Consider the following 17,761-nt stretch of genomic DNA (forward strand, 5'->3'; position numbering starts at 1 on the left):
GATAATTTATAAATTAAAAAGCACCTAATAAAGGTGCTTTTTAATTTTAATCTCATCTACATTCCAATATAGACTATGCATGTTTTTTAGGTGCAGTCAAAAAAGAAGCTACTACCGATAGAATTAAAACAGCCCCTATTACTACCAGAGAAACCATAGATGGAATATGAATAAATGGAGAAATAATCATCTTAACCCCTATAAAAGAAAGAATAATTGCTAATCCATACTTTAGTTTACTAAATTTATCCATGAAATTAGCCAATAAAAAATAAAGCGAACGCAAACCTAATATTGCGAAAATATTGGATGTGTATAATATAAATGGATCATCAGGAGCAATTGCGAAAATCGCAGGTATACTATCTACAGCAAATATTAAGTCTGTAAATTCTATAACGATTAAAGCAACAAATAACGGTGTCACCATTTTTACTCCATTTTTTGCAGTAAAAAACTTTTCACCATCATAATCCGGACTAACTTTAAAAAATTTATGCACCATTCTCACCGCAAAGTTAGAAGATAAATCACTTTGCTGATCATGATCTTCTTTTGCAAACCAAGACTTGATTCCAGAGACCAATAAGAAGATACCGAAAATTGTAAGCACTACATTTATCTCAACTGATTTTCCAAACATACTTATTGCAGGTAGATAGGTATGGTTGATTATCTCAACTCCAGCAAAAATAAATATTGCCCTGAAAAATAAAGCCCCTATAATTCCCCAAAACAAAACTCTATGATGTAAAACCTTAGGTACTTTAAAGAAAGTAAAAACCAAAATAAATACAAATAGGTTATCTACAGATAAGGCTTTCTCTATCCAATAAGCACTTTGAAAACGTACAAAGTTCTCTAAGTCCATATAATAATATATTACACCACTAAAGCACATAGCTAAACCAATCCATACAATAGACCAAGCTAATGCCTCTTTAGTTGATACAACATGACTGTTTTTATTAAAAACTCCTAAATCCAATAATAACATTACTAGAATTACAATACCAAAAAAACCCAATAACCCTGGGTGATTAATTAAATGATCCATTGTTTATTTTTTTATCAGGTTGTAAAATTAAATAGAATAAACCCCACCAAGACAAAACATCTCACTGTGTTGATTAACAATAAGTTACAACAGTAAATTTCTTAGTCGTTTTTTTACAAAAAAACCTAACTATCTGTAAAACAAATAATTAGGTAGCGTATTTTCTTAAAACATAAAAGATGAAGAAAATAAAATATTTAATTTAATTTTTCTGTCAGCTTTCTAAATGTTTTTTTAGGATCTTTTCCATTGTATAAAATGTCATATACAGCATTGATTATAGGTGTTTTAGCACCTACCTTCTGGGTTAGTTCATAAGCACTCTTAGAAGCGTAATACCCCTCAGCAATCATATTCATTTCCATCTGAGCACTTTTTACTGTATACCCTTTACCTATCATGTTCCCAAACATTCTATTTCGAGAAAATAAGGAATACCCCGTTACTAATAAGTCTCCCAAGTAGGCAGAATTATTAATATTTCGTTTCATTTTATATACTTTCTTAATAACTTTATTCATCTCTCGAATAGCGTTACTCATCAGTAAGGCCTGAAAATTATCTCCATAGCCAAGTCCATGGGCCATCCCACAAGCAATAGCATAAATGTTTTTTAAAACTGCTGCATATTCCGTTCCTACGATATCATCCGTTAACTTTGCTTTGATATAATGACTGCTTATACAATCTTGAATTATCTTACCATGTTTCTCACTTCTACATGCAATTGTCAAATAAGATAAGCGTTCTAAAGCAACTTCTTCTGCATGACAAGGTCCGGTGATAACTGCAATGTTATCATATGGTATATTATATTTTTGGTGAAAATGTTCTCCTACAATTAAACTTGTCTCAGGAATAATACCCTTAATTGCCGAAACTACCACTTTATCCAATAAACTAACATGAACTTTCTCCATCTCTTTACTTAAAAAAGCAGAAGGGATAGCAAAAACTACATAATCAGCATAAGAAATGGCTTTATTAATATCATTTGTCAAATAAAGTTTATCAACATCAAACTCTACCGAACTTAAGTAATTAGGATTATGGTGATTTACCTTAATCTCCTGAATTGCTGCTTCACTACGTATATACCAAGCAATATTACTCAGGTTTTCACTAAGCATTTTCACAATAGCGGTTGCCCAACTTCCACCACCTATAACCGCAAATTTTGGGTAATCATTCATATTTTTAGATTGTATCTGGCTCAAAAGTAAATAAAAAACCTATTGCAAGCAATTATAACTATTATGTTTTTTTTCTTAAAAATAACTGCAATTATTTACAATAAACAACATATTACTTGTTATAAATAATATATTAACACTAATATTTACAATAATTAAAAAATTACATTGAAATAATTCATAAAAATATAGCTTAAGTATTTCTTCGTTTATAGACTTTATTTTTTTTATTTAAACTATGAATTCGATATGCTTTTCAACCAATCTCCACAATATCAAAAGCTTAAAATAAATATATTTACATAAAGATATGGATTTATCTATTTAAATAATTTTACTTTAGTTAAATATTTTTTTGCGTTTAAACACTCATTTAAACTAAATGATCCCCGCTCTCTGCAATTAATAGAATAATATAGCGAAAAAGGATACCTAAAAGTAAAAGGGGAAATGCTTTTCGCATTTCCCCTTTTACTTACTATTTATTTTTTATAAAATAAATTATGATCTATATATTTCCAGACTTCTTCATCTACTAATGGACGTATATTTTTCCCTTCCTTTATCGAATTTCGTATAAAAGTAGAAGATATTTCCATAATTGGAGCATTTTCCACAAAATGTATATTAGGATGCTTACGTAAAGGGTTTTCTAAATCCTTACTTTGGTATATACGTGGATAAATATAAAATTGATAACGTTGCAAAAGTATATCATAGTTCTTCCATTTATGCAAGGAGTCTAAATTATCCTCTCCCATTAATAAAGAAAATTCATATTTTGGATAGCGCTCATGTAAATGCGCCATGGTGTTTATTGTATAATTAGGTTGCTTAAGAGAAAACTCAATATCAGAGCTTCTTATATGATCATAGCTGGTACAAGCTAAATTAACCATATGAATACGATGATAATCTTCTAATAGCCCTTTCTTCTTCTTCAAAGGACTATGTGGAGTAACTACCATCCAAACTTGATCTAAATCTGTGTACTGCACCATATGATTGGCAATTATCAAATGTCCAACATGTACTGGATTGAATGTACCAAAATATAAGCCAACCTTCATAACTTCCTTACTTATTTACAAAGTTTTTTACAATTTCGTAAGCCTCTTGCTTAGCTGTATCAAGATCATAGTTTTTAATGATTAGATCAAACTGAGGAGCAGTAGCTAATTCTACTGAAGCTTTTGCTATACGCATATTAATTTTATCCTCGCTCTCTGTAGAACGCTTTTTTAAACGAATTTTTAATTCATCTATACTAGGAGGTTTTACAAAAACTGCTAAAGTTTGTTCAGGGAATTTTTTCTTAATTCTCAAGCCACCTGCAACATCAATATCAAAAATAACATTTTTTCCTTGTGCCCAAATTCTTTCGATTTCACTTTTTAGTGTACCGTAGAAGTTATCTCTATAAACTTCCTCCCACTCTATAAAGTCTTCTGCTTTAATGTGTTTTTTGAAATCTTCCAAAGATAAAAAATAGTAGTCTTTACCGTCTACCTCTTCTGGTCTAGGTCCACGAGAGGTACAAGATATTGAAAATTCTAAGTTCAAATCTTCGTTACTTAATAAGTGTCTAACAATGGTAGTTTTACCAGAGCCCGAAGGGGCTGAAAAAACAATCAGTTTACCTTGTTTCATAAATTAAATTCGTTGTATTGTATTTTGTAAGACTTAAAGAACGTTTAGTACCTGCTCCTTTATCTTTTCTAATTCATCTTTCATCATAACCACTAGCTTTTGCATTTCCGCATGATTGCTCTTAGATCCCATGGTATTAATTTCTCTTCCCATCTCCTGAGCGATAAAGCCTAACTTTCTACCGTTTGCTTGTTCTCCTTGAATAGTCTCTAAGAAATAATCCAAATGCTTTTGCAGACGTACTTTTTCTTCTGTAATATCCATTTTTTCGAGATAGTAAATAACCTCTTGTTCAAAACGATTTTCATCTACATTCAATTGTAATTCGACTAAGTTGGCACGTAATCTTTCTTTTACAGTAATTATACGCTCTACATCTAAAGCTATAATCTCCTGCATATATTTTTCGATATTCTTAATACGAATTACGAAGTCCTTCTCTAAACTAGCTCCTTCGCTAAAACGAAATTCTTTAATATTTTCTAAGGCTTGCTCTATTACAACCTGAATTTGTTGCCATTCATTCTCATCTAGCTCATGACGTTCTACTTTTAGTGCGTCTGGCATACGAACAGCCATTTTCATCAACTCAGTTTCATCAGCTTGTCCAAGAATAGCTTTCATTTGATTAATATAAGCCAAGACAATCGGACCATTAATTTTACTTGTAGTTTCTTCTGCTGTTACTTCACAAAATAAAGAAAAGTCAACTTTCCCTCTTTCTAAAGTTTGGGCAATAATGTTTCGCAGAGGCAATTCCTTCTCTCTATAACTTTGAGGTAAACGAACGTTTAAGTCTAAATTTTTACTATTTAAAGACTTTACCTCTACTGTAATCTTTTTAGTAGGCAGCTGTACACTTGCTTTACCAAAACCGGTCATTGATTGTATCATAATCCAAAAAAATAATAGCTACAAAGGTACTAAAAACTCAACATACTAAATCAATAATAGTTTAAAATACTATCGTTTTTATGTGATTATTACCTTTTTAGGTCAATATTAAATACATATTTCAAGAGAAATTCATCTTTTTAAATTCCCAACTCATTTTTTAAAAATAGAAAAAGGGAAGCTAAAAACTTCCCTTTTTTACATTTTTTTACTTTCATCTCTTTTCAACGAAACTGTTGAAAGTAAACCAAAACAATAATAAGTCTTTATTGTCTTAAAGGTTTAATACTCTTTAAAACTGCAAAGAAAGATAGAGTTACTCTTTATCGACATCTTTCCCCTATTTTGATATCAAAGCCGTAATCTTTTACATCATCTTAGCTAAAAACTTATTGTGAATAAAAGGTTTCATAGCAATTTCTCCCTTTCGTATACTCTCTTTAGACAACCAAACCCCCATTTGGTCACATCTAAAAAAAAATTTATTTCTATATATACTTTATAAATAGGTAAATAAACACCTAATATAATACATTTTACATTAATTTAAAACTTTGTCGATAAAAAACCAAATCATATTGTTAATTACACTTTAAAAATTCTATTTAGTACACCTTTAAGAAAAAATACAATAAATTAAAAAAAGAGTTGCAAAATAAATTGCAACTCTTTTTTTTAAATATTACTTGACAAATAATCTTTTACTTGTTCGATTACCTTTTTACTATTACCAATGAATATTTGCTGGTCGATAACAAACACTGGACGGCTTAAAAATGTGTAATGTTCTAACAACAAATCTTTATAGTCTTGTTCCTGTAAGTTTTTATCTTTTAATTCACGTGTTTTATATAACTGAGCACGCTTATTAAATAAAGCCTCGTAGCTATTAGATAAGCTATATAAATGCTCTAGTTCTTCTGAGGTTAGAGGATTAGACTTGATCTCTCTTAATTCAAAAGAATCCAATTGAGGTATCTCTGCCATAATACGTTTACAAGTACTACAACTACTTAAATAATATACTTGATTCATCTTACTTGAATAATTTACTCGATTACTAAAAGAACCTTATCGTTCTTTCTTACTCTAAAATCAACTTGAATTGTTATACGCTCACCTGCTTTAGCTTCCTGCTTTTCAACTCCGTTTACAAACATTTGTTGTAAAACTACATCTTCCTCACCAGTTGTAGGCCCTTCAATCTTAATAGAATCACCTACTTTAAGATCTTTATCTAAAACGATTTGAGCAATACTTGCCTTTGTAAAATAGTGTTGAACACTACCTACAAGAACTTTTCTAATATTCTTTTTCTTTCTGATTTGAGTAACTGCACTAACCTTTACTGCCTTTATCTCATCAAAAATATTTCTTTCTTTTTGAAATTTTAAAGCTTCTGAACGTCCTTTTTTAAATACTAAATTCCCTTTTTGGACACCTTGACGCAGTCTTTTTTGTTCCTCTAGTGGCAGTTGTATTGTTTCTAAACAATCATTAGAACAACAACCATGCATTGTTTCAGCACAATTATCACATTGAATGAACAATAAATGACAAGCTTCATTCGCACAATTCACGTGAGTATCACAAGGTGAACCACATTGGTGACAATTAGCAATAACGTCATCTGTAATTCTTTCACCTAAGCGATGATCAAATACAAAGTTCTTACCAATAAATTTACTCTCCAATCCATCTTCTTTAATTTGACGAGTATATTCGATAATTCCTCCCTCTAGTTGGTAAACATTTTTAAAACCATGGTGCTTAAAATAAGCAGATGCTTTCTCACAACGAATTCCTCCAGTACAATACATCAAAAGATTTTTCTCTTCTTTAATACCTTCTAATTGTTCCTTAATAATAGGTAAAGACTCACGGAAAGTGTCTACATCGGGAGTAATAGCTCCTACGAAGTGCCCTACTTCACTCTCATAGTGATTTCTAAAATCAACTACTACTGTATTGGGATCTTCTAATAATTTATTAAACTCCTTTGCTCTTAAATGAATACCTTTATTAGTAACATCAAACGTATCATCATTTAATCCATCAGCTACAATCTTCTTTCTAACTTTTACCGTTAACTTTAAAAAAGAAAGATCATCTTGCTCCACAGCTACATTTAGACGTATTCCTTTCATAAAGTCATACTTTTCTAAAGTATCTCTGAATGCTTCAAAATTGGAAGCAGGTACAGACATTTGTGCGTTAATTCCTTCATGAGCTACATAGGTACGGCCTAAAGCATCTAGTTGGTTCCAAGCCAAAAATAAGTCATCTCTAAATTGCTGTGGGTCTTGAATTTTTGCGTACGCATAAAAAGAAAGTGTAAGACGCTTCTCTCCTGTTTGTTCAATTAAAAGAGCTCTTTCTTCTGCGCTTAGGGTGTTATACAGTTGCATGCTATAAACATTTAAATCATTAATATGGTAAAATTCTAATATGGAAGAATTTCAAGGTGCAAAGATATAGTTTTTCTACTAAAATTAACTGATATATATCATTTAAAAAATCTAAAAGAAGTCATTAAAAATGAAATTAATTTTCGCTTCCAAACCATCTAAAGTGCAAATATTAAACATTATAAGGTACTAAAACAGAACAAAAAATTAACCTCAACATTCTATCAAAACCATAATAAACAGACTTTTATATTTCTTTAGCAAAAGTCTTATTAAAATTGCTAAATTTTGTAGCAATTAATCGTTCAAAGATGGAAAGCTGAATAAATTGTATTACTTTTACCTCATTAAGAACCTATTTTTTCAATAAAATGAGTGCAGATAAAGAAGCAAAATTAAAAGCATTACAGTTAACGCTTGACAAATTAGATAAAACTTACGGTAAAGGAACAGTGATGAAACTTGGAGATACCGCAGTAGAAGAAATTGAAGTAATTCCTTCTGGCTCTCTAGGTATTGACTTAGCTTTAGGAGTAGGTGGATATCCAAAAGGAAGAATTATAGAAATCTACGGACCTGAGTCTTCTGGTAAGACTACTTTAACTCTACATGCTATTGCAGAGGCACAGAAAAACGGAGGTATTGCTGCATTTATAGATGCTGAGCATGCTTTTGACCGTTTTTATGCACAAAAATTAGGTGTTGATATCGATAACTTAATCATATCTCAACCAGACAATGGTGAACAAGCATTAGAGATTACAGAAAACTTAATTCGTTCAGGAGCTATTGATTTAGTGGTAGTGGATTCAGTTGCAGCTCTAACACCAAAGAGTGAAATTGAAGGAGAAATGGGTGACTCAAAAATGGGTCTTCATGCTAGATTAATGTCTCAAGCATTAAGAAAATTAACCTCAACAATTAGTAAAACTAACTGTACAGTATTTTTCATTAACCAATTACGTGAAAAAATTGGTGTAATGTTCGGTAACCCTGAAACAACTACAGGTGGAAATGCGTTAAAATTCTACGCTTCTGTTCGTCTAGATATTAGACGTTCTACTCAAATTAAAGACGGTGAAAACATCATTGGTAATAGAACTAAAGTTAAAGTAGTTAAAAACAAAGTTGCACCTCCTTTTAGAACTGCAGAGTTTGATATTATGTACGGAGAAGGTGTTTCTAAAGTTGGAGAGATACTTGATTTAGCTGTTGAGTATGATATCGTTAAAAAAGCAGGATCTTGGTTTAGCTATGGAGATACAAAATTAGGTCAAGGAAGAGATGCTGTGAAGTCTCTAATTAAAGATAATCCAGAATTAATGGAAGAATTAGAAATCAAAATAAAGGAGTTACTTAAAGAAAATGAAAATCTTTAATAGATAATAACTCCATAAAAAAATCCCTGAAAGTTTAATTTCAGGGATTTTTTTATTTTTACATTAAACGGATTTGGAAAGCAATACTTCTTCTTCCCATTTCTGAACAGGCTTTAATATAGTGATATAAGCTTGCTCTTTAATCTTGCTTTTTTTGTCACTACTTGCACTCTGTGTATTTATTGGTTCATGAATTATTACTGGTATCTTACCTGGGTATCCCACCCCCCAAACAAACGGAAAGTGAAATTTTAATTTTCCAAAAGATATAGGAACAATAGGGATTTTATGATTAATGGCTAATCTAAAAGCGCCATCTTTAAATCTATCTAAGATAATAGTACGATCATCAGGTACTCCACCTTCAGGAAAAATACAAATACTCAAACCATTATCAATTCGCTTTTGTGCACTATTATATACTCCTAACCTACTTTTAGAATCTGCTCGATCTACCAAAATACTAGTTTTCTTATAAAAGAATCCAAATACTGGAATAGACGCTAATTCTTGCTTTCCTACAAATACAAAAGGATTGTCTTTAATAACAATGAGCATGATCATTATATCTAACATAGAAGTGTGATTGGCAATAAACATATAGCTTTGCTTCTTGTCCAAAGTGGGTTTTTCTAATACAACATAGCGCATACCAATCCCATAAAAGGTCAAAATAGCCCATAATCTAGCTATTTTATAGAAATATGGGTATTGCTTATCACTCCAAATAACTACTAGTAAAAAAGGACTTAGAAGAAGGATTACAATAACCATCCATAAGTAAAACCAAATTCGCCAAAGAGAATTAAAAAATACCTGTATTACTTTCATCAAAATTAAATTATCTCATGTTAAAGAGTAAATTTAAACATTTCACTTAATTATCGAATAATTATCCTTTTAAAAACACCTCGTTATCTAGTACAAATAAATTATCTTTGTATTTTATCATAATAACTATAAATACAATGGCTAAAATTCTAACCGGAGTACAAAGTACGGGGACTCCACACTTAGGTAATCTTTTAGGGGCAATTCTTCCTGCAGTGGAAATGGCCAATAACAAAGAGAATACTTCTTTTCTTTTTATTGCCAACCTACACTCTGCCACTCAGATTAAAGATGCAAAAACATTACAAGAAAACACCTATAGTGTTGCTGCAACCTGGCTAGCTTGTGGATTAGATATAAACCATGTTACTTTTTATAGACAAAGTGATGTTGCACAAACTACAGAATTGACGTGGTACCTGAGTTGTTTCTTCCCATACCAAAGATTAACTCTTGCTCACTCTTTTAAAGATAAGTCATCCGTGTTACAAGATGTTAATGCTGGATTGTTTTATTATCCTATGTTGATGGCTGCTGACATATTATTATACAATGCAGAATTTGTTCCAGTTGGAAAAGATCAATTACAACATTTAGAAATTACAAGAGATGTTGCTTCACGTTTTAATAACCAAATGGGAGAAACCTTTGTTTTACCAGAGGCTAAAATTTCAGAGCAGGTAATGATTGTACCTGGTACGGATGGTAATAAGATGAGTAAATCTAGAAATAATACTATAAATATATTTCAAAGTGATAAAGCTTTGCGCAAGCAAGTTATGTCCATAGAAACAGATAGTACACCTTTAGAAGAGCCTAAAGATCCTGAAAATTGTAATGTTTTTACAATTTATAAGCTATTAGCTACTCCAGAGCAAATAGAACAAATGAGAGCAAATTACCAAGGAGGTAACTATGGCTACGGTCATGCAAAACAAGCTCTGTATGAACTAATCGTAGAACAGTTTTCTGAAATTAGAACTAAATATGATTACTATATCAATAACTTAGAAGAAGTAGATAGACTTTTATTTGAAGGTGCTAAAAAAGCTTCTGTAGTTGCGAATGAAACCCTTAATAAGGTAAGAGAAAAGCTAGGTTATGGTCCAAGCTTTAGAATGTAATCTATAATTACATCAATATATTTACCCTTGGATTGAAAAATTCAAGGGTTTTTCATTTTACATTTACTAATAACAGCCTACTAAACTAAGATTACTCCCAACCTTACCTAATTTATCTATGTTGTTGTTTACTCCAACCAAGGCTATAAAACCTTTATTTTTATAAAATTCACATTGCGTATTACATTTACAATTTGTATTTTAGTTTTGATTTGCATTCATAATTAAATAATAATGAGCAGTATAGATCAAACATTTGTAAAGTGAGATGATTTAGCGTAATTTTGTAACTATGAAGATTGAAAAATACATATCGGCCTTAATGTTTCGTTATCAATGTGTGATTGTGCCAAGCTTTGGAGCATTTTTAAGTGAAAATCACTCCGCATATTATGATGAAAAAGCCAATGCTTTTTATCCTCCACATAAAAGATTGTCTTTCAATATCAATCTCATCTACAATGATGGGCTTTTAGCTCAGCACGTTGCTGCAATGGAGAACATTTCTTATAATGATGCTTTAGTAGCCATTAAAAAGCAAGTGCAAGTATGGAAAGATTCTTTAGAAAAAACTAATAAAGTTTTTCTACCGCAGATAGGTGAATTTCACAAAATGGAAGAAAATAATATTGTTTTCTATCCTTGTGGAAGCAGTACCTTTATTAAAACCTCATTTGGTCTTAGTGCTGTAGAAGCTCCTATCCTAGTTAGAGATACTCCTATTATTACCACTGTTAAAAGTACTAACTCCAAAAGAGCTCTTATCCGATTTATACCTTATGCAGCTAGCGTAGCAATTTTGATAGGTGTAAGTAGTTTTATTATTCCCAACGCAGTTGATTCTTACAAAGAACATCAACTATTAAGGGTTCAGAAAAGTGTACAAAACCAATTAGAGACCAAAATACAGCAAGCAACTTTTTTTATTGAACCAAATCTAAATACAATTTCGATTCCTGTTATAGAAAAGAAAGATAAAACGATTCCAACGCCATATTATATAGTTGCAAGCGCATTTAGAAACCTCGATGGAGCTAAATCAGAAGCTGAAAAGTTAAAAAAGAGTGGATACACAGATGCCATTGTCTTAGATAAAAATAAATTCGGTATGTTTCCTGTTTCTTATGGAGGCTACGAAAATAAAGACATTGCGCAGAAAGAATTAAGAAAAATTCATCGCAACCTCAATAAAGATGCTTGGATTTTACTACAATAAAAGTTAAACATTAGTCCCTTAACCAAAAGTTAAGGGATTTTTTATTTAATGTCTTTATATTTGTAAAAAAAAAGATGGAAGCTAAATTAGTATCTGAATCGGCAACCCTAATGACCGACTTAGTTTTACCAGGTGAAACTAATCCTTTAAATAACATGTTTGGTGGTGAATTATTAGCGCGCATGGATCGCGCAGCTGGTATTGCAGCTAGACGTCATTCTCGTCGAGTATGTGTAACAGCTTCTGTAAATCACGTTGCATTTAATCGCCCAATTCCTTTAGGAAGCGTTGTTAGTGTGGAAGCAAAAATATCTCGTGCATTCAAAACTTCTATGGAAGTTTATTTAGACGTTTGGATTGAGGATAGAGAGTCAGGTAATAAAATCAAAGCTAATGAAGCAATTTATACATTCGTAGCTGTAGATGATACAGGACACCCTGTTGTAGTTCCTGAAATTATTCCAGAGTCTAAATTAGAAAAAGAAAGATTCTTAGGAGCATTAAGACGCAAGCAATTAAGTTTAGTGATTGCCGGTAAAATGCTACCTTCTGAAGCAACTGAATTAAAAGCATTATTTAACGAACAATAATATTAAAATGAAGAAAGTCTTATATCTTGTAATAGCCTCATTATTTCTTTTACAATCTAGCCAAGTTTTTGCTTGGGGTACAACAGGTCACCGTGTAATTGCTGAAATTGCAGAAAGAAATTTAAGTAAAAAAGCAAAAAAACAATTAAAGGAAATCATTGGCAACCAACAACTTGCATATTGGTCAAACTGGCCTGATTTTGTAAAATCAGATCCTAGTTTTAAATTTGCAGATAGCTGGCATTATGTCAATATGCCAAGCGGATTGGACAGAGCAGCATTCGACCAAAAGCTACAAGAATCTACAGATGCAAATGCTTATAAAAGATCTTTAGTTTTAATTGAAGAATTAAAAGACAAAACCCTTACAAAAGAGCAAAAGCAAGAAAAGCTTTATTTCTTAATTCATATTATAGGTGACTTACACCAACCAATGCACGTTGGAAGACCAGAGGATCTTGGTGGAAATAAAATAAAAGTAGAGTGGTTTAGAAAACCTACAAATCTGCATAGCTTATGGGATGCAGCACTCGTAGACTTTGATAAATACAGCTACACAGAATATGCTACTGTTTTAGATGTACATGGGAAGAAATACAATAAAGAAATTGCAAAAGGAGAATTAGACGATTGGATTTATGAATCTTACACTATGGCAGAGCAATTATATAATAGTGTTGATTTAGATAATACTAGTTCTTTAAGTTTTGGTTATCATTATGATTATAAAGATACTGTAGAAGATTCTTTACTAAAAGGAGGAATAAGATTATCTGAAATCTTAAATGATATTTTTAAATAGTATTCAATAGAATATACCTTAAACGAAGGGGCTATCTCATAAAGGTTACCTAGCTGTCATTCAGGAGTAAATTATTAGGTATAATTTATATTTCAGATTAAATAATTAAATTATACTAAGTAAAGCACGATATTTATTAAGTAAAAAAGGGGCTGTCTTCAATTGTGAGACAACCCCTTCGTTTTATATATCTTATACTATTCTTTTATTATCTAGAATATCCACTCGAAGAAGAAGAGCTACTACTTGAGCTACTTGAACGATTATAGCTACTATTAGAGCTACTTGAACGATTATAACTACTATTTGAGCTACTTGGGCGGCTATAACTACTATTTGAGCTACTTGGGCGGCTATAACTACTATTAGAGCTACTTGGGCGGCTATAACTACTATTTGAGCTACTTGGACGGCTATAGCTACTATTAGAGCTACTTGGACGGTTGTAACTACTATTAGAGTTACTTGGACGGTTGTAACTACTATTTGAGCTGCTTGGGCGGTTATAACTACTATTAGAGCTACTTGGGCGGTTGTAACTACTATTTGAGCTGCTTGGGCGGTTGTAACTACTATTTGAGCTACTTGGACGGCTATAACTACTATTTGAGCTACTTGGGCGACTTACATCATTTGTGTTTTTTCTTGGCATATAAGTTCCACTCGAACTACTCGCATTAGTATATTTATTACTTGAAGGGCGGTTATAACTACTATTGGAAAAACTAGAATTAGGAGAACCTCGGTCGTAAGTAATTCCATTGGAAAACTTACCATTATTTCTATCATATCTATTTACGTAATTATAATCTTTGTACCTGTTTCTAAAATCTCTATTAGGATATAAACGCTCATAATAATCATGACGATTCCTATAATATAGGCGTTGCGCTCTTGAACTATATCTATATGGGTGATAGAAATAATTATTATTAAAATTTATTTGGTTGTGTATATGCCCTATATAAATATTTGTAGCAAAGGGATTATAACTATAAAAATAGCTTGGATAATATCCCCAATACCAAGAAGATGAATATGGAACATAAGAGTTAGACCACCACAAAGAAAACATAGGAGGAGTACTTACATAAACAGGTTCATAAATATAATTTGGCCCATATAAAAAGGAATTTCCTACCACTTGAATATTTATCTCTCCTCTTTTCTTTGTCTTTTCAACTTCAATAGTAGCTACATCCTGATACATATCTGCACCAAGAACGGCTTGTACAACAACTAAGTGAGTATTGGAGTCTACTAACTCAACAACACGCAAATAATCTACATAACCATCATCGTTTAAGTCTAAATTAGAAATCCGTGCATTTGGGTCATTTAAACGAAATTCAAAATCCTCCAAACTTTTAGAATCACCAAAAATAGATGCTACAGCTTGTAAGTCTAAGTTATCACTTACATCAAAACTATTTGCAGTCACTGTTGTATTCTGAGCAATCCCCGGAAGGAGTCCCAAAAACAAAAACAACCATACTATATATTTCTTCATTTTTATTCTTTTTAATTACACCTATAACACTAGCAATAAACATACCACAATATCAGCAAGTTAAGTAAAAACTATTCAAAATATTATAAACAATTCTTAAATAATCTTGGTCATCTATTAAAAAAGCTTAAAAAGCCATAATTAAATAGTATTTTCATAACTTAGATAAAAAGTCTGACTTTTTTACTAATTTTGTAATATATACATAGTTCTATGATTGAAAGAGAAGAAACGAATTTTGAACGTTCCATTATAGTTGGAATCATTACACAAGACCAAGACGAATCAAAACTAAAGGAGTACTTAGATGAGTTGGAGTTTCTAACTTATACAGCTGGAGGTCAAGTTTTCAAAAGGTTTTCACAAAAAATGGATAAACCTAATCCAAAAACTTTTGTAGGGACTGGAAAGATTGAAGAAATCCATAATTATATAGTAGAAAATAATATTCATACTGTAATTTTTGATGATGAGCTTACTCCTGCACAACAGAAAAACATATCGAAAATTCTAGACTGCAAAGTACTGGATAGAACCAATCTTATTTTAGATATTTTTGCTCAAAGAGCACAAACTTCATATGCTCGTACTCAAGTAGAACTAGCCCAATTCCAATACTTACTTCCGAGATTATCCGGAATGTGGACGCACTTAGAGCGCCAACGAGGAGGTATTGGAATGAGAGGTCCTGGGGAAACAGAAATTGAAACAGATAGAAGGATAGTTAGAGATAGAATTACTTTGTTGAGAGAAAAACTAAAAGTAATCGACAAGCAGATGGCTTCTCAAAGAGGAAACAGAGGTTCTATGATTAGAGTAGCCCTAGTAGGTTATACCAACGTAGGAAAATCGACTTTAATGAATGCTTTAGGTAAAAGTGAAGTGTTTGTAGAGAATAAACTTTTTGCCACTTTAGACACCACCGTACGAAAAATAGTAATTGGTAATCTACCTTTCCTATTATCGGACACAGTTGGATTTATTCGTAAATTACCTACTCAACTAGTAGAATCTTTTAAAAGTACACTAGACGAAGTTAGAGAAGCAGATTTACTAATACATGTAGTTGATATCTCTCACCATGATTTTGAAAATCATATTGAGTCAGTAAACCAGATCTTAAAAGATATTCAAAGTTTGGACAAGCCAACTTTAATGGTCTTTAATAAAATTGATGCTTACCAAGCAGAACATATAGAAGAAGATGATCTTGTAACAGAGAGAACAAATAGACATAATTCTATTGAAGATTGGAAAAAAACGTGGATGAATAAACTAGGTCCAAATAATACTGTATTTATCTCTGCTACGGAAAAGGAAAATTTCGAGGAATTTAAAAGAAAAGTATATGAAACAGTAAGAGAACTTCATATTACCAGATTCCCATATAACAATTTCCTTTATCCAGATTATGACCATCTACTAGAACCAGAAGAGGAATCAGAGGAAGAATAAATAGTTAAGCTACCTTCTTTAGATCGTACTAAAAGAACAAATAGCTTAAAAACAGATCAAAAATATAGATAGATAGTTGATGTGTAGTTATGAAATTACCGTAAAAATGAAATATAATCATAACTAATACTACATCAATTACTTATTAACTATTTTGATCTCCTAATGAATTTTTTAATTAAAAATTAAGCATAAAATTCCCTTCTTAAAGAGGGAAAAAGAAATAAAAATCATTTTTTTAAAGGGTTGTACTAAAAAATTTATTACTTTTACCCACATCATAAAAAGATTATATGTATCAATCATTAAACAATAATAACTCTAATAATAATAATAATTTGAATTGTGTATTCGATTCGAAGGAGCTTTATATTGTTTATGATTTAAGTTAATTATATATTATTTCATTATCCGTTTAAAAGCTCCTCAATATGAGGAGCTTTTTTTGTTTACAACAAACACAACAAAAATTTAAAATACAATTAATTACCATGAGTAAAAAAGAAGTCTTAAAAACAGAAAAATCAATTTCATTAGTAAAACAAAGCTTTTCAGCAAAGTTATGTGATGCTTTGAACCTATACCCTATTTCATCTCCAATGATTGTAAGAGAAGGTACAGGTATTAATGACGATTTAAGTGGCTTAGAACGAGCAGTATCTTTTCCAGTTAAGTTTTTAGATGATAATAGAGCTGTTGTTGTACATTCCCTAGCCAAGTGGAAGCGCATCAGACTTCAAGAGTTAAATTTAGATGCTCATGAGGGTATTTTAACTGATATGAAAGCATTAAGACCTGATGAAGAAACAAGTCCAATACACTCCATTTACGTAGATCAATGGGATTGGGAACTAAAAATTAATTCATCAGATAGAAACCTTTCTTATCTTCATGATGTTGTAAGTCGTATATATGACTCTTTGCTTTTTACAGAACAACGCGTATTTGAAGAATTCCAAATTGAACCAGTCTTACCAAAGAAACTTACTTTCATTCAAGCAGAAGAGGTTCTTAAGATGTTCCCAGATTTAAGTCCTAAAGATAGAGAACATGCAGTTGCTAAAAAATTTGGGGCTGTATTTATCATTGGAATTGGAAATAAACTATCAGATGGACAACCACATGATAAACGCTCTGCAGATTATGATGACTGGACAACTCCAACAGAAAATGGCTATGTAGGTTTAAACGGAGACTTATTGGTTTGGGATCATGTTCATGGAAAGTCATTAGAACTATCTTCAATGGGAATACGAGTAGACAAAAAAGCTTTATTACACCAATTAGAATTAGGAGGATTACAAGAACGTGCTGGCCTTTTTTATCATAATCTATTATTAGAAGACAAATTGCCATTATCAATTGGTGGAGGATTAGGACAATCTAGAATTTGCATGTTCTTATTAAAGAAACAACATATTGGAGAAGTACAAGCAAGTATTTGGCCAGAACATATTAAAGAAGAAGCGAAAGCAAATGGCATTCATCTATTATAGATAATAAAAAAAGGGTTCTAAATTGAGGACACTGAAAAAGTCCCTTTTTAAAATGGAGACTTAAAACAAAGAGGTGAACTATTAAAAGTGATTACTTTTAATGGTTTACCTCTTTCTGTTTATATTTACCTGTTTTTAAATATTACCGGGTTATCT

Annotated in this window: 16 protein-coding genes; 7 read left to right on the plus strand and 9 right to left on the minus strand. The window is 31.3% G+C overall.

Annotated features, from left to right (window positions below; all coding sequences use genetic code 11):
- Positions 1-73 precede the first annotated feature (73 nt).
- The 7 genes from ACYSNX_RS03205 to trhO all read right to left on the minus strand — a co-directional run bounded on the left by ACYSNX_RS03205 (position 74) and on the right by trhO (position 7,202).
- Complete coding sequence (locus ACYSNX_RS03205) at positions 74-1,057, minus strand: TerC/Alx family metal homeostasis membrane protein (RefSeq protein ID WP_461753247.1); 984 nt, start codon at positions 1,055-1,057, stop codon at positions 74-76.
- 197 nt (positions 1,058-1,254) lie between these two features.
- Complete coding sequence (locus ACYSNX_RS03210; protein ID WP_461753248.1) at positions 1,255-2,250, minus strand: NAD(P)H-dependent glycerol-3-phosphate dehydrogenase; 996 nt, start codon at positions 2,248-2,250, stop codon at positions 1,255-1,257.
- 482 nt (positions 2,251-2,732) lie between these two features.
- The gene (nadD, locus tag ACYSNX_RS03215) at positions 2,733-3,320 is read right to left on the minus strand and encodes a nicotinate (nicotinamide) nucleotide adenylyltransferase (RefSeq protein ID WP_461753249.1); all 588 of its coding nucleotides are present in this window, start codon (positions 3,318-3,320) and stop codon (positions 2,733-2,735) included.
- 7 nt (positions 3,321-3,327) lie between these two features.
- On the minus strand, positions 3,328-3,900 hold the full coding sequence (gmk, locus tag ACYSNX_RS03220; protein ID WP_461753250.1) for a guanylate kinase: 573 nt from the start codon (positions 3,898-3,900) through the stop codon (positions 3,328-3,330).
- Positions 3,901-3,933: 33 nt separating this feature from the next.
- Positions 3,934-4,782: a YicC/YloC family endoribonuclease gene (locus ACYSNX_RS03225; RefSeq protein ID WP_461753262.1), complete on the minus strand. Its 849-nt coding sequence runs from the start codon at positions 4,780-4,782 to the stop codon at positions 3,934-3,936.
- 687 nt (positions 4,783-5,469) lie between these two features.
- Complete coding sequence (locus ACYSNX_RS03230) at positions 5,470-5,829, minus strand: arsenate reductase family protein (protein WP_461753251.1); 360 nt, start codon at positions 5,827-5,829, stop codon at positions 5,470-5,472.
- Positions 5,830-5,843: 14 nt separating this feature from the next.
- Positions 5,844-7,202 carry an oxygen-dependent tRNA uridine(34) hydroxylase TrhO gene (trhO, locus tag ACYSNX_RS03235; RefSeq protein WP_461753252.1) on the minus strand — a complete coding sequence of 453 codons (1,359 nt, stop codon included), beginning with the start codon at positions 7,200-7,202 and terminating at the stop codon, positions 5,844-5,846.
- Positions 7,203-7,573: 371 nt separating this feature from the next.
- Here trhO and recA point away from each other — a divergent pair, with 371 nt between their 5' ends.
- Positions 7,574-8,581 carry a recombinase RecA gene (gene recA / locus ACYSNX_RS03240; RefSeq protein ID WP_461753253.1) on the plus strand — a complete coding sequence of 336 codons (1,008 nt, stop codon included), beginning with the start codon at positions 7,574-7,576 and terminating at the stop codon, positions 8,579-8,581.
- Between the two features lie 63 nt (positions 8,582-8,644).
- Here the strand turns inward: recA and ACYSNX_RS03245 are convergent, their stop codons facing one another.
- Positions 8,645-9,412 (minus strand): lysophospholipid acyltransferase family protein, encoded by a 768-nt coding sequence (locus ACYSNX_RS03245; protein ID WP_461753254.1) that lies wholly within the window; start codon positions 9,410-9,412, stop codon positions 8,645-8,647.
- A 137-nt stretch (positions 9,413-9,549) separates the two neighbouring features.
- Here ACYSNX_RS03245 and trpS point away from each other — a divergent pair, with 137 nt between their 5' ends.
- The 4 genes from trpS to ACYSNX_RS03265 all read left to right on the plus strand — a co-directional run bounded on the left by trpS (position 9,550) and on the right by ACYSNX_RS03265 (position 13,144).
- The gene (trpS, locus tag ACYSNX_RS03250) at positions 9,550-10,536 is read left to right on the plus strand and encodes a tryptophan--tRNA ligase (protein ID WP_461753255.1); all 987 of its coding nucleotides are present in this window, start codon (positions 9,550-9,552) and stop codon (positions 10,534-10,536) included.
- A 292-nt stretch (positions 10,537-10,828) separates the two neighbouring features.
- Positions 10,829-11,752 carry an HU domain-containing protein gene (locus ACYSNX_RS03255; RefSeq protein ID WP_461753256.1) on the plus strand — a complete coding sequence of 308 codons (924 nt, stop codon included), beginning with the start codon at positions 10,829-10,831 and terminating at the stop codon, positions 11,750-11,752.
- 74 nt (positions 11,753-11,826) lie between these two features.
- Positions 11,827-12,342 (plus strand): acyl-CoA thioesterase, encoded by a 516-nt coding sequence (locus tag ACYSNX_RS03260; RefSeq protein WP_461753257.1) that lies wholly within the window; start codon positions 11,827-11,829, stop codon positions 12,340-12,342.
- A 7-nt stretch (positions 12,343-12,349) separates the two neighbouring features.
- Positions 12,350-13,144 (plus strand): S1/P1 nuclease, encoded by a 795-nt coding sequence (locus ACYSNX_RS03265; protein ID WP_461753258.1) that lies wholly within the window; start codon positions 12,350-12,352, stop codon positions 13,142-13,144.
- 208 nt (positions 13,145-13,352) lie between these two features.
- Here ACYSNX_RS03265 and ACYSNX_RS03270 read toward each other — a convergent pair whose 3' ends face one another.
- The gene (locus ACYSNX_RS03270; RefSeq protein WP_461753259.1) at positions 13,353-14,654 is read right to left on the minus strand and encodes a hypothetical protein; all 1,302 of its coding nucleotides are present in this window, start codon (positions 14,652-14,654) and stop codon (positions 13,353-13,355) included.
- Positions 14,655-14,867: 213 nt separating this feature from the next.
- On the opposite strand from ACYSNX_RS03270, the gene hflX reads away from it, so the two are divergent.
- Together hflX and asnA are read left to right on the plus strand one after the other, a co-directional pair.
- On the plus strand, positions 14,868-16,109 hold the full coding sequence (hflX, locus tag ACYSNX_RS03275) for a GTPase HflX (protein ID WP_461753260.1): 1,242 nt from the start codon (positions 14,868-14,870) through the stop codon (positions 16,107-16,109).
- Between the two features lie 491 nt (positions 16,110-16,600).
- Positions 16,601-17,605 (plus strand): aspartate--ammonia ligase, encoded by a 1,005-nt coding sequence (gene asnA, locus ACYSNX_RS03280; RefSeq protein WP_461753261.1) that lies wholly within the window; start codon positions 16,601-16,603, stop codon positions 17,603-17,605.
- Positions 17,606-17,761 lie beyond the last annotated feature (156 nt).

The organism is Myroides sp. LJL115, from assembly GCF_054871665.1.